This window comes from Algoriphagus sp., assembly GCF_046296635.1.
GTDB lineage: Bacteria > Bacteroidota > Bacteroidia > Cytophagales > Cyclobacteriaceae > Algoriphagus.
Genome location: NZ_JBKBKZ010000022.1, coordinates 1 through 19,748 on the forward strand (window position 1 = coordinate 1; position 19,748 = coordinate 19,748).

General features: G+C 37.5%; 22 protein-coding genes. 18 read left to right on the forward strand and 4 right to left on the reverse strand.

From position 1 onward, the window contains the following. Positions 1 to 293: 293 nt before the first annotated feature. Positions 294 to 1,325, forward strand: a complete 1,032-nt coding sequence (locus ACK4HU_RS15120) for a YncE family protein (RefSeq protein WP_409808126.1) — start codon at positions 294 to 296, stop codon at positions 1,323 to 1,325. A 165-nt stretch (positions 1,326 to 1,490) separates the two neighbouring features. Here ACK4HU_RS15120 and ACK4HU_RS15125 read toward each other — a convergent pair whose 3' ends face one another. Further along, on the reverse strand, positions 1,491 to 2,426 hold the full coding sequence (locus ACK4HU_RS15125) for a hypothetical protein (RefSeq protein ID WP_409808128.1): 936 nt from the start codon (positions 2,424 to 2,426) through the stop codon (positions 1,491 to 1,493). A gap of 342 nt (positions 2,427 to 2,768) precedes the next feature. Between ACK4HU_RS15125 and ACK4HU_RS15130 the strand changes: the two genes are divergently transcribed. From ACK4HU_RS15130 to ACK4HU_RS15140, 3 genes are all read left to right on the forward strand, one after another. After that, positions 2,769 to 3,572 (forward strand): NYN domain-containing protein, encoded by an 804-nt coding sequence (locus tag ACK4HU_RS15130; RefSeq protein WP_409808130.1) that lies wholly within the window; start codon positions 2,769 to 2,771, stop codon positions 3,570 to 3,572. A gap of 365 nt (positions 3,573 to 3,937) precedes the next feature. Continuing rightward, positions 3,938 to 5,755, forward strand: a complete 1,818-nt coding sequence (locus tag ACK4HU_RS15135; protein WP_409808132.1) for a serine hydrolase — start codon at positions 3,938 to 3,940, stop codon at positions 5,753 to 5,755. A gap of 101 nt (positions 5,756 to 5,856) precedes the next feature. Beyond that, positions 5,857 to 6,534 (forward strand): hypothetical protein, encoded by a 678-nt coding sequence (locus tag ACK4HU_RS15140; protein ID WP_409808134.1) that lies wholly within the window; start codon positions 5,857 to 5,859, stop codon positions 6,532 to 6,534. Between the two features lie 4 nt (positions 6,535 to 6,538). Here ACK4HU_RS15140 and ACK4HU_RS15145 read toward each other — a convergent pair whose 3' ends face one another. Further along, on the reverse strand, positions 6,539 to 7,642 hold the full coding sequence (locus ACK4HU_RS15145; RefSeq protein WP_409808135.1) for an ATP-binding protein: 1,104 nt from the start codon (positions 7,640 to 7,642) through the stop codon (positions 6,539 to 6,541). Between the two features lie 824 nt (positions 7,643 to 8,466). Between ACK4HU_RS15145 and ACK4HU_RS15150 the strand changes: the two genes are divergently transcribed. Then, positions 8,467 to 8,706 (forward strand): hypothetical protein, encoded by a 240-nt coding sequence (locus tag ACK4HU_RS15150; protein ID WP_409808136.1) that lies wholly within the window; start codon positions 8,467 to 8,469, stop codon positions 8,704 to 8,706. A gap of 3 nt (positions 8,707 to 8,709) precedes the next feature. Beyond that, the gene (locus ACK4HU_RS15155; protein WP_409808138.1) at positions 8,710 to 9,120 is read left to right on the forward strand and encodes a PIN domain-containing protein; all 411 of its coding nucleotides are present in this window, start codon (positions 8,710 to 8,712) and stop codon (positions 9,118 to 9,120) included. 115 nt (positions 9,121 to 9,235) lie between these two features. Here ACK4HU_RS15155 and ACK4HU_RS15160 read toward each other — a convergent pair whose 3' ends face one another. Beyond that, positions 9,236 to 9,820, reverse strand: coding sequence for a hypothetical protein (locus ACK4HU_RS15160; RefSeq protein WP_409808140.1), 585 nt, complete (start codon positions 9,818 to 9,820; stop codon positions 9,236 to 9,238). A 235-nt stretch (positions 9,821 to 10,055) separates the two neighbouring features. Here ACK4HU_RS15160 and ACK4HU_RS15165 point away from each other — a divergent pair, with 235 nt between their 5' ends. After that, positions 10,056 to 11,237, forward strand: coding sequence for an ATP-binding protein (locus ACK4HU_RS15165; protein WP_409808142.1), 1,182 nt, complete (start codon positions 10,056 to 10,058; stop codon positions 11,235 to 11,237). 232 nt (positions 11,238 to 11,469) lie between these two features. On the opposite strand, the gene ACK4HU_RS15170 is transcribed toward ACK4HU_RS15165, so the two are convergent. Continuing rightward, on the reverse strand, positions 11,470 to 11,709 hold the full coding sequence (locus ACK4HU_RS15170; RefSeq protein ID WP_409808144.1) for a hypothetical protein: 240 nt from the start codon (positions 11,707 to 11,709) through the stop codon (positions 11,470 to 11,472). Positions 11,710 to 12,614: 905 nt separating this feature from the next. On the opposite strand from ACK4HU_RS15170, the gene ACK4HU_RS15175 reads away from it, so the two are divergent. The 11 genes from ACK4HU_RS15175 to ACK4HU_RS15225 all read left to right on the forward strand — a co-directional run bounded on the left by ACK4HU_RS15175 (position 12,615) and on the right by ACK4HU_RS15225 (position 19,448). After that, positions 12,615 to 12,782: a hypothetical protein gene (locus ACK4HU_RS15175; RefSeq protein WP_409808145.1), complete on the forward strand. Its 168-nt coding sequence runs from the start codon at positions 12,615 to 12,617 to the stop codon at positions 12,780 to 12,782. A gap of 187 nt (positions 12,783 to 12,969) precedes the next feature. Then, positions 12,970 to 13,182, forward strand: a complete 213-nt coding sequence (locus ACK4HU_RS15180; protein ID WP_409808147.1) for a hypothetical protein — start codon at positions 12,970 to 12,972, stop codon at positions 13,180 to 13,182. 108 nt (positions 13,183 to 13,290) lie between these two features. Further along, positions 13,291 to 13,635 carry a DoxX family protein gene (locus ACK4HU_RS15185; RefSeq protein ID WP_409808149.1) on the forward strand — a complete coding sequence of 115 codons (345 nt, stop codon included), beginning with the start codon at positions 13,291 to 13,293 and terminating at the stop codon, positions 13,633 to 13,635. Between the two features lies 1 nt (position 13,636). Next, on the forward strand, positions 13,637 to 13,993 hold the full coding sequence (locus ACK4HU_RS15190; RefSeq protein ID WP_409808150.1) for a DoxX family protein: 357 nt from the start codon (positions 13,637 to 13,639) through the stop codon (positions 13,991 to 13,993). A gap of 282 nt (positions 13,994 to 14,275) precedes the next feature. Beyond that, on the forward strand, positions 14,276 to 14,914 hold the full coding sequence (locus tag ACK4HU_RS15195; RefSeq protein ID WP_409808152.1) for a peroxiredoxin: 639 nt from the start codon (positions 14,276 to 14,278) through the stop codon (positions 14,912 to 14,914). Between the two features lie 12 nt (positions 14,915 to 14,926). Further along, positions 14,927 to 15,241, forward strand: coding sequence for a thioredoxin family protein (locus tag ACK4HU_RS15200; protein ID WP_409808154.1), 315 nt, complete (start codon positions 14,927 to 14,929; stop codon positions 15,239 to 15,241). Then, positions 15,222 to 15,479 (forward strand): DUF6952 family protein, encoded by a 258-nt coding sequence (locus ACK4HU_RS15205; protein ID WP_409808156.1) that lies wholly within the window; start codon positions 15,222 to 15,224, stop codon positions 15,477 to 15,479. Before ACK4HU_RS15200 ends, ACK4HU_RS15205 begins: the two co-directional genes overlap by 20 nt. 395 nt (positions 15,480 to 15,874) lie before the next feature. Beyond that, positions 15,875 to 16,618, forward strand: coding sequence for a carbonic anhydrase family protein (locus tag ACK4HU_RS15210; RefSeq protein WP_409808158.1), 744 nt, complete (start codon positions 15,875 to 15,877; stop codon positions 16,616 to 16,618). A 277-nt stretch (positions 16,619 to 16,895) separates the two neighbouring features. After that, the gene (locus ACK4HU_RS15215) at positions 16,896 to 17,768 is read left to right on the forward strand and encodes a DUF6929 family protein (protein ID WP_409808160.1); all 873 of its coding nucleotides are present in this window, start codon (positions 16,896 to 16,898) and stop codon (positions 17,766 to 17,768) included. Between the two features lie 42 nt (positions 17,769 to 17,810). Next, a complete protein-coding gene (locus ACK4HU_RS15220; RefSeq protein WP_409808161.1) occupies positions 17,811 to 18,776 on the forward strand; it encodes an arsenic resistance protein in 966 nt (321 codons plus the stop codon). 357 nt (positions 18,777 to 19,133) lie between these two features. Further along, on the forward strand, positions 19,134 to 19,448 hold the full coding sequence (locus ACK4HU_RS15225) for an HPF/RaiA family ribosome-associated protein (RefSeq protein ID WP_409808163.1): 315 nt from the start codon (positions 19,134 to 19,136) through the stop codon (positions 19,446 to 19,448). The last annotated feature ends 300 nt before the right edge of the window (positions 19,449 to 19,748 follow it).

Genomic DNA, 19,748 nt, shown 5'->3' on the forward strand with positions numbered 1-19,748 from the left:
TAAAACAAAACTAACGGACACCGAGCGAAGTCGAGGTGAAACTAAATAGAATTTGGCTAGTGGCAGAATTGCGGATATTCATATTATTAAAAATAAAGAATTCAAATAACTTCATTATAAAAAAATAACCCTTCAAGAATCAAATTTTTTGAAGGTTTATGCATCTATTGAAGCTCGGCTTTTTGTGGTCTTAGATCCGAACATCCGGGAAAACTGAATCCTTAAGATTCAAGACAGCACAGGACAATTCCTGAAGCTAGTTTTCATAACTTCTGCGGTCCAGAAATCTTGTCATGATAAAAATAACCAGTTTTTTACTGCTCCTAATCAGCCTCCTCCCTCTGGAATCACAGCCTCTGTTTGCCCAAGGCGGGATTCGGGCAGTTGATCCGGATTCACCGGTAGTAAGCTTTGGACCTACGCCTAGGGAGGCCTTGCTCGTGGGTGAGAAGGATGCTGGTCGTCTGGTGATTATCGATCCCGAAACACTTGAAATAGTGGCACGGATTCCGGCAGGGGGAAATCTTCATGAACTGGCAACCGATGGGCGGTATGTGTACATAGGATCTAATCTTCCTGGAATCACGGTGGTGGATGTGATGGCGCAAAAGCGGGTTGAGCCCATTGACATCAGCGCATTTGGAGACCGTCATGCCATTACTTTTGCAGGCAAACACCTTTATGTGGGCCATGAGACCAACCGCCTGATCTCACGTTATGATCCGGTAAAAAAGAAGTTTGACGAGGTCATCGGGCTCCCCGGAGGATCTCACATGCTCATCGTCACTCCCGATGAACAACGTATCTTCACAGCAAGCAGTAATGGCAGTATCATCGCCATTATCGATCGGGTAACAAATGAAAGAGGCCAGAAATATTTAGACTTCACTACTTTTCCCGGAGACACCCGTATGGAAGGCATGGCGCTTTCACCCGATGGAAACGAGTTTTGGGCCCTTCACATGAATGCGAAGAAAATATCGATCATCAACGTGCCTGAGAAAAAACTGGTCAGCACAATTTCGTTTGAAGGGGGATTGAACAACCGAATTAAGTTTACGAAGGACGGAAAATACGTATTGATGAATGAGCTACAGGGCAATGAGCTACGTGTCTGGGATGTCGCTTCACGCAAGGAAGTCAAACGTATTGACGTGGGTGCCGGTGGGGAAGGCATCTTCATCGATCCGGTACGTCCTCGGGCATACTATACGATGAGCGCCGGCAACAAGCTTGTTGTCATTGACACCGACACAATGACAATAATCAAAGAAATACCCGACCTTCTGAATCCTGATGGAATGGATTGGTTTAGTGCGAAATAAATATCAATGTGCTGGCAGTAAGCCCTACCTCGGCGTATTCTAACTGCTTGGGCGGAGTCCACTCTTTTATCGATAAATTACCCAATGAGCTTTGGATTAGGCGTAAGAGTTTGCAAAACTTATATCTACCAAAACCAATTTTCACGCTGTATTGCTTTCAAAAAATCAATCGTGTACAAAATAGCCGAACTCTGCAAAGGTATGACCAAACCACCACAAGCTGTTGTTAAAGAAGCTTTTGTTGACGCGACCGGCTTGAGACTGAAGTGGAATTTTGATCGTGCCATCGAGATTGCGGCTGGCCTTCTCTGAATTGTTTTCGGGTACCACTGCGCAGATATGACCCGATCTATTCTCATTCAGATTTCGGGCAGCTATGATGCAGATCTTGCCTTTATTGGCTTCTGCCTGCAACTCAGTCAAATCAAAAACTCTCCTCCAACCAAAATCATCCCCCCACTCATAAAACCAACGCAGGAGGTTATTCGCATTTAGCTCATTGACTGTTTGCCCATATTGCACAGGTACATGGACCCGATTGCTTAAGTCAATAAGTGCTCGACTAGACCACCAAACTCGGGGCAGATAAGCGCCATTGAGGTAGCAGTAGTCGTGCGCATATATATTGCAATAGGTACTGGTGGAGTTGGGTGCATAGCGAGCACTTCGCTCCACATTGATCCATTTCACAACTTGATGAATGGAGGCAACAGCAGATGCTACCGAGCTCAAGTCACGGGTAGGGCGGTTAGGCTCGCCAAGGGGATAAGCTCGACCTGTTATGACATTTCGGGCTACACTTTCCCGATTCTCTTTGAGATGCACCGCCGTCACCAAGTTGGGAAGAACTGGTATCGGATTCGAAGGTGTACTTTGGACAGCTTCAGGCGGAATTGCTTGCAAAAATCGACTTGCTACAAATCCCGTAACCGCTGCCGGACCAGAAGGCAAAAGACTGATCTCCCACCATCCCGAACCCGAATCAGCGATTTTTTCGACAAGTTGGCCATTGGGAAGTACCGCAATGATGTTACGGTGGGAATGGGAATTTGGACTACTTCTAAATCGAAGCGCATCTGCAACTACTTTATGTTTTGTCATAGCTTTTTGGAAAAAATTTAAATGAAAATACTACTTTTTCAATTAAGGTGAAACAGAATCTCACCTGAGCTTAATCATCTCGTTTTTAGACTGTTTGCCCTCTCCAAACTTATACTATTTATTTTTCGATTAGACACCAAATGAGAACTTGCTCAGCGGGGCGTAGTCCACTCTTTTCTCAATCAGTTACCAAATGAGCGTTGGACTGAGCGTAGTCCCGACAGCTGTACGAGAGCAAAACGCCTTCATATCAAAACGAATTTGTAATTTGCTGAAGGCAGCTATTGATAAAACTGACCTTAAATATTTAATTGCAAATATTGAGGAACAAAACTAAACAGAATGAAAATAGCACTATTGATCGATGGAGATAACGCTCAAGCAAGCTTAATAAAGGAGATTATCGCAGAAGTTAGCACATATGGAAAAGCTACGATTCGGAGAATTTATGGGGATTGGACAAGTTCAGGCATGAACAGTTGGAAACCAATCCTAAATGAAAATTCAATAAATGCGATCCAGAATTTCGCTTACACAGCAGGAAAAAATTCAACTGATGGAGCGATGATCATTGATGCAATGGATATTCTTCATTCTAAATCAGTGGATGGATTTTGCATAGTTTCCAGTGATAGCGATTTCACAGGTTTAGCCAAAAGAATTAGAGAAGAAGGACTATTTGTTATGGGCATTGGCCGCAAAACAACACCTATCGCATTCAAAAATTCATGTGAAATTTTCACTCTGACTGAAAATTTGGAACTATCAGAAACAAAAGCAGACGATTTAGAGGAAATTAAGACTGCTGCGACTCAGCCAAAAAGAAAAAAGAAAAACATAAAGCCGGAAGCAAATGAAAGTACGGCGAATAAAGCAGGTAAAAACACTGAATATAAGATTCCTCAAAATGAATTGGGAAAAATTGACAAGGCTTACAATTTAGCAACCAATGAAGGAGATGGAACTCACATATCTAAAGTAGGCGCGATTCTAAGACAAATTGACCCAAGTTTTGATCCCCGAACTTATGGATATAAAAATCTTTCACAGTTGTTTTCTTATATAGAAAAATATGAGGTGATTAAAAATGATGTAAATGGGTTGAATCACCCTTTGGTTAAATTAAAAACATCTACAAGTACTTAGGTTTAAGTTACGTGTGGATCTTGATTTACCACATGGGCTTGGTCCACTCTTTGACCGATCAGTAACCACATGAGCGCTGGACTTGAGGTAATTTTTAGACCCTGCAATCCAGCTCTCGTTTCCTCTTTGACTATCCGGATCACTAAAGTTTCAACTAAATACGAATCTGTAATTTAGAAGAAAAATAGCCGAAATAGCTTTTAACAGTTTTTTTGGAGACATTGAACAATAAACAAAACTCGGCTTAGGTGTAAGGCACATGGTGAGCATAGGCTACACAATCCTCGGTCTGGAATACTTCCATTTTTCTATCGGTAATCGTTTAAATTTTTTCTTTAATTTATTCAAAAATCAAAGTCTGACACATGAAACATCTTTTGGTTATTATTCTTCTATTTTTCACAATATCCTATTCATTCAGCCAGAAAAAATCTGCTCCCGATCGATTTTCAGGTTTGGATGCTGAACTCGAAAAAGTCCTGGACACTTGGAATGGTGCCGGATTTGCCGTTGCTGTGGTCGAAAAAGATAAAATCATCTACTCCAAAGGTGTTGGATATCGGGATTATGAAAATAAAATACCCGTAACCCCTAACACACTTTTCGCTATTGGGTCAAGCAGCAAGGCATTTACTTCCGGGCTTTTGGGGATTTTGAGGGAAGATAAAAAACTGTCTTTCGATGATAGTCCTATCAAACACATTCCCGAACTCAGGTTTTACAACAATGAGATGAACAACGGGATCACTATCAAGGATATGATGACCCACCGAACAGGACTTCCGAGGCATGACCTGAGCTGGTATTTTTTCACTACTCAATCAAAGGATTCTCTAATGCAACGCATACAATACCTCGAGCCTTTTGCAAAGGTCCGGGAACAATGGTATTACAATAACTACATGTTTTTGGCTCAAGGGGTAATTGCCGAACGAATTACTGGCAAGACATGGGAAGATAACATTAAGAAAAAGTTTTTTGATCGGCTGGAGATGAAAAATAGTAATGCGGTAATTGAAGGTCTGAAAAACGGAAATGATGCTTCCTTTGGCTACGAAGTGAAAAACGATTCCATCATCAAAAAAATGGATTACTACGACATAGCTGCCATGGGTCCTGCCGGAAGTATCAACAGTAGCGTCAATGAAATGTCAAATTGGTTGATAGCATGGATCAATGGTGGAAAATTCAAGGGCAACCAAATCCTGCCTGAAGCCTATGTCAAGGAAGCCATGAGTCCACAAATGATCATGGCAAACAGTATTCCTGACAAGGAATTTCCAGACATGCATCTTAGTAACTATGGGTACGGTTGGATGGTCTCTTCCTACAAAGGACACTACCGAGTGGAACATGGAGGAAATATCAACGGGTTCTCAGCAAATGCTGCCTTTTTCCCGATGGATAGTATTGGGATTGTTGTTTTGTCAAATCAAAACGGTTCACAAATTCCCGGGATTGTTCGGAATATCATTAGTGATAGATTGTTGAAAGTAAGTAAAACCGATTGGAACAAGATCCAAAAGGACAAAATTAATGAAGCCAAAAAGCAATCTGAAGCTGCACAGGCACAATCCAGTTCCATTCAAAAAAAGGGAACTAAAACCTCTCACATTCTAGCAGAATTTACGGGAGACTATACACATCCGGGCTATGGTACTGTAGATGTGCAGTTTGAACGAGATTCTCTTTTTGCCAGTACTCCTTATGAAAAAGTCTGGCTAAAACACTTCCACTACAATATTTTTTCATTGGTTGGAATGGAAAATGGAAAGGTTGATACCACGATGGTTTCGCCCATGCAGTTCAATTTCAGAATCAATAATATGGGTGAGATCGCTTCCCTATCTTTCAAAGCGGAACCTACAGTTGATGCCATAGAATTCAAGCGGAAACCCAAAGAAATCGAGGTAGACAAAGAAACCTTGGAAAAATATGCGGGAGATTATGATTTAGGTGGGATGGTTGCAAAATTTTATTTGAAAGAAGGAAATGAGACTACGCTTTTCCTCTTTGTACCCGGCCAACCGGAATATGACTTGTTGTCCATCGGCAAGGATAAATTCACGCTAAAAATTGTAGAGGGGTTTGTGATTGAGTTTCTGAAGGATGAAGCAGGAACTATTAAAGAAGCCAAATTCACGCAACCTAATGGGGTATTTGTAGCCAAGAAATGCCCATGATCCTGTACGTACGGGATCACAAAGGGGAATGATTATCTAGGGCATTCCATGTGACCGCTAAAAACAAATTATAAACACATGAAAAAACAGATAATAAACAGATGAAAATCCCATTTACCTGGCAATATCTTTTAGGTTTTTTTTGCTTGGCCTCGGTAATGGGGATTACCCATGAATTGGTTCATCACCTAGCCGGATACCTCATCTGTGGTGAGTGGGGATACAAAACATTCAATTCATTCGATTTAGCGGAAGGCTGCGAAGCAGCACATCCCAACACAGTTTGGATCGCCACGATCATTGCTCCAGTTTTGCTCAACTATGTGCCTTTATGGATTGGTTTTTTCATGTTACGTTCTCAAGAAGTAGGCAAAAAATTGTTCGGCTTCTCGCTCATTTTTAGTGTTATTCCAATAATGCGACTTGTTTTCAATCTGATGGGAGCGAATGATGAACCTTATGTAGTTCGTATTTTATTTGGCGATAATCAATTAGCATTTTGGTTGATGAATCTAGTTACTTGGCTGCTTATTATTCCCCCACTTGTACTTGCTTTTCTGAGTATTAAAAATAGATTCAGAGTACTGATTTTTCTGTTTTTCATCCTGATTTTTCCAGCTTTTGTATTTGTTTTCGTTGGAATTTTTCTTGAAAATCTGATTGTAAAACATCAATTTTTGTCCGATACCTTATGGGGAATGCCCTATCTCGTGCTTTTGGCAGAACTCCTTTCATATATTGGCTATTATAGCCTAAGAAAGCACTTAAAGACTCTTTAACCCACTAAATAGGTTTAAAAACGTCCTTACATTTTGTTTTTAAATAGATTTTAAACTCGGAGCCTTCGCCAAACTCACTTTCCAATTCGATTTTTCCTCCAGCATTGGTAACAAGTGTTTTCACTAAATGTAATCCAATACCTGAACCTTCAATAGTATCTGCTATCCTGTAAAACTTGGAGAAGATTTTTTTTTGTTTGACAGATTCAATTCCAACACCATTATCTTTCACAGAAATAATGAAATAATCATCTTCCTGAATTGTTTTAATAGATATTTTAAGATTACGATCAAGGCTTCTATATTTTATCGAGTTACTTACCAAATTATAGATTATACTTCTCAGCTGCCTTCTGGGAAACATGATTTCGGAACAGCCTATATCCAAATTAATCGAGGTGTTAGTATTGGCTATCTCTTTGATAAGAGCCAATTTTACATCTTCGAGAATGTGTTCAATATTTAACAATTCATCCACAGCCTCATACTTGTATTTTTGATTTCTGGATGCAAACAGTTCACCAATTATCAAGTTAATTTTATTCACACCTCTATCCAGCGAATCCAAATCCATCCTTACCTCTTCATGATCATCAAAATCGGATTCTTTTAGCATTTGAATGGAAAGCGTCATACTGGTGAGCCTGTTTTTTATATCATGGGCTATGGTATCCAGCAGGGTTTCATATTCAGCTATCAATTTTTCCTGTTCTTTTAAATCTTTAATTCGATTTGTGATGTCGATAAAAGTTACAATTACACCATTCGGCTCATTGTCTTTTCCTTTGAAATAAGGAATAATATTCATCTGATACCAACATAAATCAGTGGTTTGAATCTCCTTTTCAAGGATTCTTGATGTTGCCATTACCCATTTTATGTTTTTGATAATTGAGGGGTAGCGCAAATTGTTGGTGATATCGCTAATTGAGGAATTATAAGAATCTGGGGTAAGGTTAAACTGTTTCATCGCCGCAGGAGAAAATTTTCTCAAAATCAGATTCTTATCAATAAACAGCTGAGGGATAATGGTATTTCTAAAATAATCTGTAAAGTCATCATTCTCCGCCCTTAGATTTTTCAATTGTTCATTCAGTAGCAGTTCCATTGGACAATAAGGTTAGTTAAAAAGATATTTTTAAGCGTTTCGAAGCCGTAACTACCATTTCACACGCTTACATCGATTATAAAAGGCGTTGGAAATGAATCACGGCACTTTATCCTAAAACATCAAAGGAATTGCCAATCCCCGAAAAGTCGTCGTTGATTTATGAATTATAACTGTACATTTCGAGACCGATGATCCTGATTTCTATTACCGAGATCAAAAAACTGTAAGGAACTAAGAAATGCTTGATTCTGATAGATTGAAAGGCTTTTAAATCATCTGATTTCAAACTTAATAACGTAATATTTTTAGCGGAAGTGAGCAGTCATTTTGAGTTTTGATTAAGGAAAAAAACGATGTTAATCAGTGCCTTCCAATAACTGATTAACAAGGTATAATTTAACGCAAAACATAAGAAAACTTGAGGTTTTGGTCCTCACATTGATGCTTACTTCCACAGTTCATTCTTCCTGATTTTGGCTTCAAATTCATTGATTTGACTGGATTGATTGATACAATCCTAGGATATTTTATCGGAAACTCCACTTGGGCGTAGTCTATTTATTTCTCCATTAGTTACCCAATGAGCGTTGAACTTAGATGTAGATTGCAAAACGCCGATATATCAAAATGAATTTGTAATTCGTTCGAAATGAAACAACAATCAGGCATTACGTTAATTTCAAATGAATTGAATTTTGGGGTGTTTGCAAGCTATGAGTCCAATCAGCATCTTGACGACTCAAATCGGACAAATGAAATAATCAAGGTTTTAAACACTGCAGCAAAAGTAATTTTAGTAATTTGGTAAAAAGTCAAAAGAAATGACTCACGCAGAAAAACATATAATCGATACCTATTCGGAGCTTTTCGAGAATTTAAGTGCTGTCAGTAAGTTGGAATTGCTGGAAAGGCTTTCAAAGTCTATTCGTAATGGGAATAAATTCAAAGAAAAGGAGTTTTTTAGTTCGTTTGGAACATTCGCATCTGAAAAACCTGCCGAAGAAATAGCGAAAGAAATTCGAGAAAGCAGAAAGTTTAGAAAAAAAGATTTAAAACTTTAATTCATGCAATATTTGGTCGATACCAACATTTGCATATTCTTTCTTCGAGGAAAACTGAACGTTGATAAAATTATTAGGCAAAAAGGACTAGACAACTGTTTAATATCAGAGCTTACTGTGTTCGAACTTAAATACGGTGCCGAAAACAGCAATAACCCTAAAAAGTCACACGAAGCTGTTGACAAATTTTTAGGCGGTTTAACAGTCATTCCAATTTATGGGATAGTTAAAGAATATGCCGAAACTAAAGTCTATTTGAAAAAAAATGGAACACCTCTTCACGATGAGTTTGATTTAATAATTGGAGTTACAGCACTTGTCAACGAACTGACTTTAGTAACCGATAACACAAAAGATTTTCGATACATAAAAAACCTGCAACTAGAAAATTGGGTTGAAAGAAGTCAGAAGTGAGAGTATCAATCTAACACCCCATACTTGGCCGAAGTCTACTCCCCCAATAGGCTTAGTCTACTTTTTTCTCGATCAATCACCAAATGAGCGCTTGTCTAGGCGTTGAAAAACAGAACTAGTTTCTGTGCAACAAAATAACAGTAGTCAATGCCATATTAATCCCAAAACCTATAAACCATTTCGTCATAACTTTTTTTTCTTTGACTTTTCCTGCCTTATCCTCATACCCTATTCTGTAGTTTTCTTCCTCCATCAATGCTAGATCAGGGTAATTAAGATTATGTTCTTTCGGTGGCTCCTGCGTAATAAAGATGGCAGCTAAGAGGCCTGCCAAAGGCTGTAGAGATGTTCCCGCCAAAACCAAATATTCAGCTGTTGTACTGCCGGGATAAAAATTGCTCGCATCATTCCTTCCTTTCAAAAACATTTCTGTGGGCCTTACAGGAATCCTTTCACCTTCTAAAAAATAAAGTGTATCACCTTCTTGCCTTGAAATGTTGGAAATCTCAGATAAATCTTTCCTTAACTTCTGTCCTTTTGGGCTGTCATCCAACCTATAAACCAGCCTTTGAGATTTTATTTTATGGATGTACATGACTATTGTATCGCCTTCATTTGTTCGCACAACATCCTGAGCACATAAGGGTGAAAGTTGAATACAAAGAATCAAGAGAATCAGAGGAATGATTTTGCCGATCATTGGAGGTTTTTTAAACTTAGTTTCAAATTTAAACGCAAAGAAATTCTAGTTGTTTATCCAAATCATTATAATTAGTTCATACTTTCAATTCTGGGCTATCAATTTTGAACCTCTGCTTCCCAAACCAATTTTTTGAGTTAAAATCTGAGCTATTATGCTTTTTCTAAAAAGCATTTTGTATTTTTGCTTTATCAAAAAACTATTTTCAGCTTTTGCTTTTTGAAAATACTATTGTATGGAGTACTTAATTGAAAAATCAACGCGTAAATCTGAACAGGTACTAAGTAAAAAGAAACGATACCTCTACAGACAGATTGACTGGGAACAGCGATTGATTATTTTACTTGGTTACAGAGGAGCTGGCAAGACGACAATGTTGCTCCAGCATCTTACTGCTTCGTCCAAGCGGGGAATCTATATGAGTATGGATGATTTCTATTTTGAAACTCACCGATTGGTAGAGACGGTGGCATCTCTTTACCGCTTAGGTTACCGATTATTTCTTTTGGATGAGGTACACCGCTATGAATGGTGGTCTAAAGATCTCAAGCAGCAGTTCGATGACTATGAAGATATCCAATTGGTGGCTACAGGTTCTTCAATTTTGGATATCACAAAGGGAAATGCTGATCTGTCAAGGAGGGCTTCGGTCTATCATTTACATGGGTTGTCCTTTCGCGAATACCTGAATTTCAAGAGCAACATCGATCTGAACAGTCTACCATTAAATGAAATCCTGACAAATCATCATATGATCGCTCCTGATCTGCTTGATGTCTTTGACTTTAAGACTGATTTTCAGAATTACCTCAAGTCTGGCTATTTTCCCTTCTTTATGGAGGCAAAAAAGACCTACTTTCAAAAATTGCAGGAGACTATTCATTTGGTAATTGACAGCGATATCACTCCCTATGAGCAATTACAGCATAATACTACGAAGACTTTAAAAAAGCTTCTTTTTGTACTTAGTGAATCGGTACCGTTTACACCCAACATCAATAAATTGTCAGAAAAGCTGGAAACTCCTCGCAACACAGTACTCAGACTATTAGATATTCTTGAAAACGCACAGATTTTATTATTACTAAGATCCTCCACTAAAGGAATCAGTTATTTACAGAAGCCCGAAAAAGTATATCTCCAAAACCCCAACTTCATTTATCTCTTTTCTCCCACTATGGCCAATATTGGTAATATCAGGGAAACTTTTTTCTTAAATCAGATGAGTGCTGTTCATGCCGTTACTTCATCAAAATATGGTGATTTCATGGTTGACGATACGTTTGTGTTTGAGGTGGGAGGAGCCTCTAAAACAAGCGAGCAAATACGGGGAGTCCCCAATGCCTATCTGGCAGTGGATGTAGCAGGAGGAAATGACAAAAGAATCCCGTTATGGTTGTTTGGAATGTTGTATTGATCATGATTTATATTTGGTTTTCATACCAATATCTACATTAAACCCGAAATATGCATTAGACTTCCTATTACGAGCTCAAAATGCTTCAAAATCAATCGCTTTGCTGCATTTAACTCATTCACCGTAGCGGTGTTATGCCTCATTCGTTAAATGCTTGATTTTCTTGCATTTTTAGCTCTCATTACGGACCCTAATGCATAATCCGGGTTAAACCTCATAGGGCCTCCAAAGCTCAATCACTTGCCAATTCATTTTCCTCCAGTGATTTCACTAAGTTGGAAAAGGCGAGTTCGGACATTTCTAGTTTTACCACTTCCAAAAGCTCATTGAAAAATGCTTCCGGTGCATTTGCTTTCATCCCGCCAAGGACTATTTTTCTTTCCTGAGGATTTAATGCAGGGACAATAAACCTAAACCATCTTAGGATTTTTTCAGGGGTAAAAGAAGATAGAATTCTATGATGCTGGGCCATTAATTAAGAATACCTGATTGTATTGACAGACTTTTCGTTTAAAATGGCGGACGAGTAATTGTCGGATTTATATCCAGAATATCAAGAGGCTTTCTCAAAAGGACCGATGGTGTCAGCCTGAGCGGAGTCGAAGGCCATTTACAGCGAATACAACCGCATTTCGAGCTTCCCAACTCTCGTTGGTCAGGTGCTCAATGTGACAAACAGCACTTATTAGACAGCCTCTTCTTTTTTTACTGGAATTTGGTTTTGACCCCACCTGAGCGTAGTCTAAACGGCCCGTCCGAATTTTGAATCGTATTTGAATTGAAAAATTCAGATAGAATTTTTCCTACATTAGACCAAATCATTTTTCAATTCTTGCCAACCTAAATAATACCAATATGCACTATCAGGAGAAATTAGACGGGATCTTTAAAAAGGGGAATTTGTGGAAGCATCGAACCCTGAGGACCATTTTTGATCCATTTTCCAGTGAATGGAATGATACCTCGATGGAGGAGAAACTTGGTATTTTAAAAACCATCAAAGAAAATGATATAGACATCCAAGGCTTAATAATTCAATACAAGAGATTTTACAATGACGAAAACAAACCCCATGTTTCAAAGTCGGTTGAAGACGGATTAAGATTATTATTGATCCATTCGCTCGTTTAGTTTCATCTCTTAAATGATGGAAATAGAATTAGCCTTGCTGCCGTTTGGCTGTCGGGACTACGTTCAGTTCAGACCAACTTTTGATTTCACAGAGAAAGGGAACACTGATTTTTATTTTCCAAGCCTGGCTTGAAGTGACGCAAAGTCTATTGACTAAAGTAATTCTTCTTGTGTAATCTTAAAGATTGGCTACTACACTAAGCCGTAATCAATTCATTTCTCCATGAGTAAATCAAAATACAAGCCATGAAAACCAAAGTTTGCGCTCTATGCACCATCGAAGAGACAACGCTGTACCGAGTGCAAATCACGAAAGGAAAAACATGGATTTTTGTCTGTACCGATTGCTGCAATAAGGTAAAAGTCGAACCCAATTACCGCTATGGTGGCACTTGGAAGGGTGATCGCCATTAATTGAAACTCAGTAAAATGATCTGGTATAAACTCTACAATCTCTTTTCTTAATGACTTACCTCTATTATTAGTTTATTTAAATCCCAAAAACAATCGAATTGACTAAAATTCAATCAATTGTTATTCAAACAATTACAGTCAGAATGAGTTTGATTTTTGATTCCCATCAAAAATTTGTTTACAATCTATGCTGGATTTTATTGTCTCTCACCCGCTTTATATTCCTTTCATTATTCTCAATATTTATATCATTTATAAAGTAATAAAAATGGTATTGATAAATGACCAGGAAAAGAACGATGAAGATGATAATGGTGGGATTTCTGATGATAACAATCCTATTTTGGATCTGCCTCCAGGTGTTGAGCTCCCAGCTAGAGAACCAAGTTTAATTGTATAAATTCCTTAAATTTTTTAGAAAATTTGGCAGACCAGACTCCTTGGTTTCGGCTATATTGTCGACTCTAATCCAAAGAAAATACCTATTTTAACCTTAATTCTAAAGAAAATGAACACGTACTCTCACGTCGCCCAAGTCATCATAGCCTTATCAATTGTGATAATATGGATTTTTCGATTTTATAATGTTGAAAAAGAATTCAAAAGCTACCAGCTAAGTGATTTGACACGAAATTTGGTAGGTGCTTCAAAAATATCCCTTTCTACATTACTTGTTGCAGGAATTTGGTATCCTGATCTTGTACTTTATCCAGCGCTAATCATGGGTCTTTTGATGGTGGCAGCCCAGTATTTTCACTTCAAAGCAAAACATCCTTTGCTATATCATGTTCCTTCTTTTCTGCTTCTGATGCTGTGTCTTTTCATTGCCGCTGTGTCGGTCAAAATGATTTAGAATGAAATTAATCGATTTTCTGATCTATTTTTCAAGCCTCTCCTTCATAGGTTACGGAATTGCATATTTCACTTCACCAAAAATGAAAGCAGAGTTCAAACGATTTGGACTCGAAAAATTCGGAGCTTTTACAGCGATCCTGGAAATATTAGGAGCAGTTGGTCTACTCGTTGGTTTACGTTTTCATCCCGTTTTGATTGTATCAGCGGGAGGCTTGACGATGCTTATGTTACTGGGTGTTGGTGTGAGGTTAAAAATGAAAGACTCGTTTTGGGTTTCCCTTCCAGCCTTGTTGTTTTTACTTTTGAATGCATATATTTTGTATTTAGCTATTGAGGTTCAAGCCCCTGCTTTATAATGGTCAGAAAATCTACCTTTTTTGATTGCTGTGCTAAATTTTCAAACCAAATCCTCTCAAACCAATGAGATTTTTTTTCAAATCTGAAAAAATTATTTTTCTGTAAAACTATTGTCGACGGTGTTCTCAGGGTAGGACTTTGAAGTTCAGCAGAACAAATGTTCGGAAGCTGTAAACTTTACATATTTTTTAATCTTATAGCGAAATTTCTTGAATTTTCTTTATAACTGTGCTTGAACACCTTTCGACATAATCGTGTTACACAATTAAACCAACAAGTACATGACTTATACAGGAAAAAAATTCCCGAATCTTAGTGTCAACGCCATCAATGAAATGGGTGACACATTTAAAACCAACGTTTTTGAAAGAGCTGTAAATGAAGGAAAGAAAATTCTCCTATTTTGGTATCCTAAGGATTTCACTTTTGTTTGCCCAACTGAGCTGCATGCTTTTCAAGCGGCTCTACCTGAATTTGAAAAGCGAAATACCATCCTTATCGGTGCATCATGCGACACTCCTGAGGTTCATTTTGCTTGGCTGAATACTGCAAAAGATAATGGAGGAATCGAAGGTGTAACCTACGATCTTTTGGCCGATAGCAATCGGAACTTGTCCTCCATTCTTGGAATTTTGGATATCCAAAAGGTGGAATATGATATGGATTTGAAGTCTAATTTGATAACAGGTGACAATGTCACTTATCGTGCAACTTATTTAATCGATGAAGAAGGATTGGTCTTCCACGAAAGCGTAAACCACATGCCTTTGGGACGAAATGCAAACGACTACATTAGGCTAATCGATGCTTACACACATGTGCAGGAAAAGGGTGAGGTTTGTCCGGCAAATTGGGAAAAAGGTGCCGAAGCCATGAAAGCTGATCGGGACGGCGTAGCATTATACTTAAGTCAGCATTAAAATTTGAATAGTATGTTAGAAGAAATAACCGAAGATAGCCTTCAGTCGATAATCGAAAGTAACGAAAAAGTAGTGGTACAATTTTCAGCCGGGTGGTGTGGAAATTGCAAGGTGATGAAACCAAAATTTAAGCGCTTTGCTTCAGAGAATGAGGGGATAGCTTTTATACTAGTCGATGCCGAAAAATTTCCAAATTCAAGGAAATTAGCTCAGGTTAATAATTTACCAACTTTTGCCACATTTAAAAAAGGATCGCTATTGAATCAGATCCAGACAAATAAGGTGGAATTACTTAAAGAATTAATCGATGAGATTGCCTCTAATTAAGCACATCGTAGGATTTATTGAAGAAAATGACTCCGATTTCGTATTGGAAGCTATTAGTCTACTGGAACATATTTCTGATGCAAAAGGTATCAAAGATGAAGAAATTGATACCATCGGAGAATTATTATCGAATATGTATGGTGCACTTGAGGTAAATAAAATGATCGCCAAGGGAATTCCACAACTCGACGCACTAAATTCATTCATGAAGCGGGTGACGAGTGCAATAGATAAATAAAAAATAGTTTTAAATAAATTTCGCCGAACGATCCAATTCTTTTCGGTTTTTAATAATTTATCAGAGGGTGATGGATTGAAGTTGCAATCCATCAACCCTAATTTTTTTAACCTTATATGAAGTTTCACCATGCTCACCATAGGTTAGTCCTTATATGGAAGCAAGCAAATTTTTTAAGAAGTAAACTTTTCTGAATCTGTCACAATTGGATGCCCATAGGAAGGGTATGCCTAAATCATTATTTTTAGGAATATTTCTCAAAAGTCCCACCGTGAAGATCTCAAATTCCGTACGATATTTTTAGTAATCTATTTAAATCCCTTTCATAACTCCTTTCCAAAGATGGAATACAAGGGCAGAAATAGAAATTCTCAAATTTTTAAAAAAATTTAAAAATGAAAAAGACAATCCTTGGCTTAAGCCTAACTATTCTTTTGTTTTCGTGCAAAACTGTGGAAAAACCTCTTATTGACGATGTAAGCAAATTAGAGGAAAACATAAAAATTGTATTGGAAGAACGAGTATTTTCTCAGGAAGAGCAACAGGCCCTAACTCCGGATTTAGTATTGATGAGATTGATGGCAGGAAATGATCGTTTTAAAAACAACTCATTGACTGCTCGAAACCATTCCTCACAAGTACGAAATAGTGTGCAAGGACAATATCCTAAAGCAGTAATACTCTCCTGTTTGGATAGCAGAATACCAGTGGAAGATGTATTTGATAAAGGTATTGGCGATTTATTCGTAGCTAGAGTAGCAGGCAACTTTGCAAATCCGGAAATTTTGGGAAGTATGGAGTTTGCCTGTTATGTTGCCGGTGCTAAAACGATTATTGTCCTAGGCCACCAACATTGTGGAGCTGTAAAGGCTTCGATTGACAATATTCAAATAGGAAATATTGTATCGCTTACAAATGGGATTAGGCCAGCTGTGAATATGGCGTCTGATTATACAGGTGAAAAAAGCTCCGGAAATGACCCATATGTGCACTATGTCTCTAAAAAGAATGTGTTACACACTGTTGATTTTATCCGTAAAAACAGCCCAATCTTGAAAGAAATGGAAGAAAAAGGACTGATAAATATTGTGGGAGCGATGTACGAAATGCAAACCGGAAACGTGGAGTTTTACAAGTAAAATGAAAATTTGAAGCTGAAAATTTCTTCTAATAAAAAGGAAGACAAAAACGGCATTTTGGTGAAATCCGGTCAAACAAGACACAGAATATATGCACCATTCAAGGAAATAAATCCAAACGATTTCAAAATTTCTTCCTAAGATACAGGTAGGGCAGATGTCTGTATTTGAGTATATTGGAGGGGAAAAAATGGGCTAGCACTCCACATCGAAATTTGAAAAATATAAGACTATTTTTATTACTCATCAAAATTGCAATACCCTGTAAGAATATGATATGGAAATCACCATTTTTGATGAAATAAAAATTGAGAATATTCCCAGCGGCTCCGGTATCATAAAATCTGGCCAATTGTACTACGTTATTGGGGATGATTCACCTTTTTTATTTTGCTTAAATAATGACTTTAAAATCGTTTCAAAAACACCCCTAGTAGACACTGCCAATTTCTCGGAAAAAAGGATAGAAAAATCTATTAAACCGGACTTTGAAGCGTTGGAATTAATTAGCGATTCTGAAATTGTAATCTTTGGATCAGGTTCGAAATCACCGGAACGAAATATTTTTATGAGAATCTTGCTAAAAGATTCCCTGATTATTGAAAAGTATGATATTTCTGAATTTTACAGCAACCTAAGGAATTTTACCATATTACAGGATTCTGAATTAAATATTGAAGCAGCAGCTTATCGGGATAATCAGCTATTTCTTTTCAATCGTAAAAAAAATTTGATAATAAGCTTTGTATATAAGGATCTGTTAGCATATATAAAAGGTGAGAAGGAATTTCCCAAATGGGAAATTGTGCAGTTTTCTTTACCAAAAATTGATGGAATTGAAGCAGGCTTTTCAGGAGCCACAGCTTTATTTGGAGAACCAAAAATTATTTTCACTGCTTCTGTGGAAAATACTGATAATGCCTATGATGATGGTGAAATATTAGGAAGTTTTATTGGTATTGTTGACATCTCAAATAATAATATATCCAAGTCATTTAATCATTGTAAGATCCCAAATCCGGAGGCTAATTTAAAAGTGGAATCTGTGGCTATTGAAGAAGAAATTTCAACCGGAAAAACTAAAGTCGTACTAATATCAGATGATGACAAAGGAAATTCAACACTAATTACTGCTTTACTATCATGGTAAGATATAAAAGTCAATGCCTGTCAAATAAAATATAAGATCAAAATGATTAACCGATTACTAGTTGAAAAATATCAGGCAGTATTTTATATCGTATCGATTTCTATAGGTGTATTAGTTGGAGCAAATTTTCCAGAGTTTTCTGGATCACTGGAGCTGGTATTATGGCCTGTTTTAGCTTTCCTTCTTTATGTCACATTCTCTCAAATACCTGTAGCCCATATTCCAAGTGCCATTTTTGACTTTAAGTTTATCACCGCTGCCCTGCTGGGAAATTTTGTCTTCATCCCCATTTTTGTTGCCTTAATAATAGCCCTATTACCAAACGATCCTGTATTGAAATTGGGAGTGGCTTTGGTATTATTGGTGCCTTGTACTGACTGGTTTATTACATTTACCCAATTGGGCAAGGGAGATACAAAATATGCTGTTGCACTGGCTCCCATTATTTTATTTGCGCAATTTCTTTTATTACCCATCTATATTTATTTGATGTTTGGTAAAACCTTGACAGTGGACATTGCCCAGAGCAACTTAATTGAAATTTTCATTTGGTTTATTGTAATTCCGCTTTTTGCAGCCTATTTAACTCAAAAACTTGCAGATAGAAATCGGTTTTGGAAAACATCCTTAAATCGTATGGGATGGTTTCCTGTCCCCTTATTAACCCTTGTTGTTTTCATTATCTTCAGTTCACAATTTCAAACCATTGCTGCTTCAAAAAATATTTTTGATACATTAACAATTGTATTTGTTCTATTCCTCATTGTCACTGTATTATTTGCGAAGCTTCTCACTTCCATTTTTAAATTACCAGTATCGCAAGGAAGAGTTTTGGCCTTTAGTTTTGGAACAAGAAATTCATTTGTTGTATTACCCATCGTCCTCGCCCTTCCCATTCAATACCAGACAGCAATTGTAGTAGTAGCATTTCAACCGTTAATCGAGCTTATTGGAATGTTGATTTACATTAAGGTTATACCAAATAAAATATTTAAAAGCAGTGACTAGCATATAATTCTGACATTTAAAACCAGACCTTTTTCTAGTTTCAACTATCCTGCATCTGCGCAGGACGGGTCGAACTATCCGCTCGAAGCAAGTACTGAAACCAATGCCATTCTCCTTGGTACAGCTTTAAGACTAAATCATGGAAATTAAGCAGATTGGACATTTCCAAGCCAAATCATCCATTTTTATCCAACCCTCGAACTCCCTTTACGTTCACTTATCGAGGCTGAGGGATAGATGGGAATATTCCATTAAAATGAATGCAAGTCCATTTTTTTCTGAATTTGACCTGAACAGGATACCTTTACGAGGCATATATTACAAAAATCATAATTAAATAATTAAAAATAGCGTACTATGAAAATCCAATTCAATACGGATAAAAACATCGAAGGCACAGAACAGCTGGAAGCATTTGTTTCTGAAAAGATTCAAAGCGGCCTAAAACATCACATTGAAAATATTACTCGGATTGAAGTCCATCTCTCTGATCAAAATGGCGACAAAGGAGGCAATGATGATATTCAGTGTAAAATTGAAGCAAGAGTGGAAGGAATTCAGCCAATAATTGTGGTCAGTAAAAATGCCACCAAAGAACAAGCCCTTGGCGATGCTGTGGATAAAATGAAAGCAAAGCTAGGAACCGTGATGGGGAAATTAAAAAACAGATAGGACTTCCCTCTAAATTGTAAATAGTAATTTCACCTCCGCGCAAACTAAGAATAGTCCGTCAAATGCGGACTATTTTTTTTCACTTTTACTCCTTAGCCAACCAGAATAAAAAGAGTTGATCTCCGTCCACCGAGATTTCACCACAACTATATTCTAAAAACCATCTCGAACGAATGGTCCGGTTATTTCTCAAGAGTTATTTTTAATTTACTAGGTAAGGGGTACTTTAATACTGATATTTGATACAATTCACAAAGGGATTTTAATTCACTTTTGTTTCCTTTTAAAAAACTTTTCTAC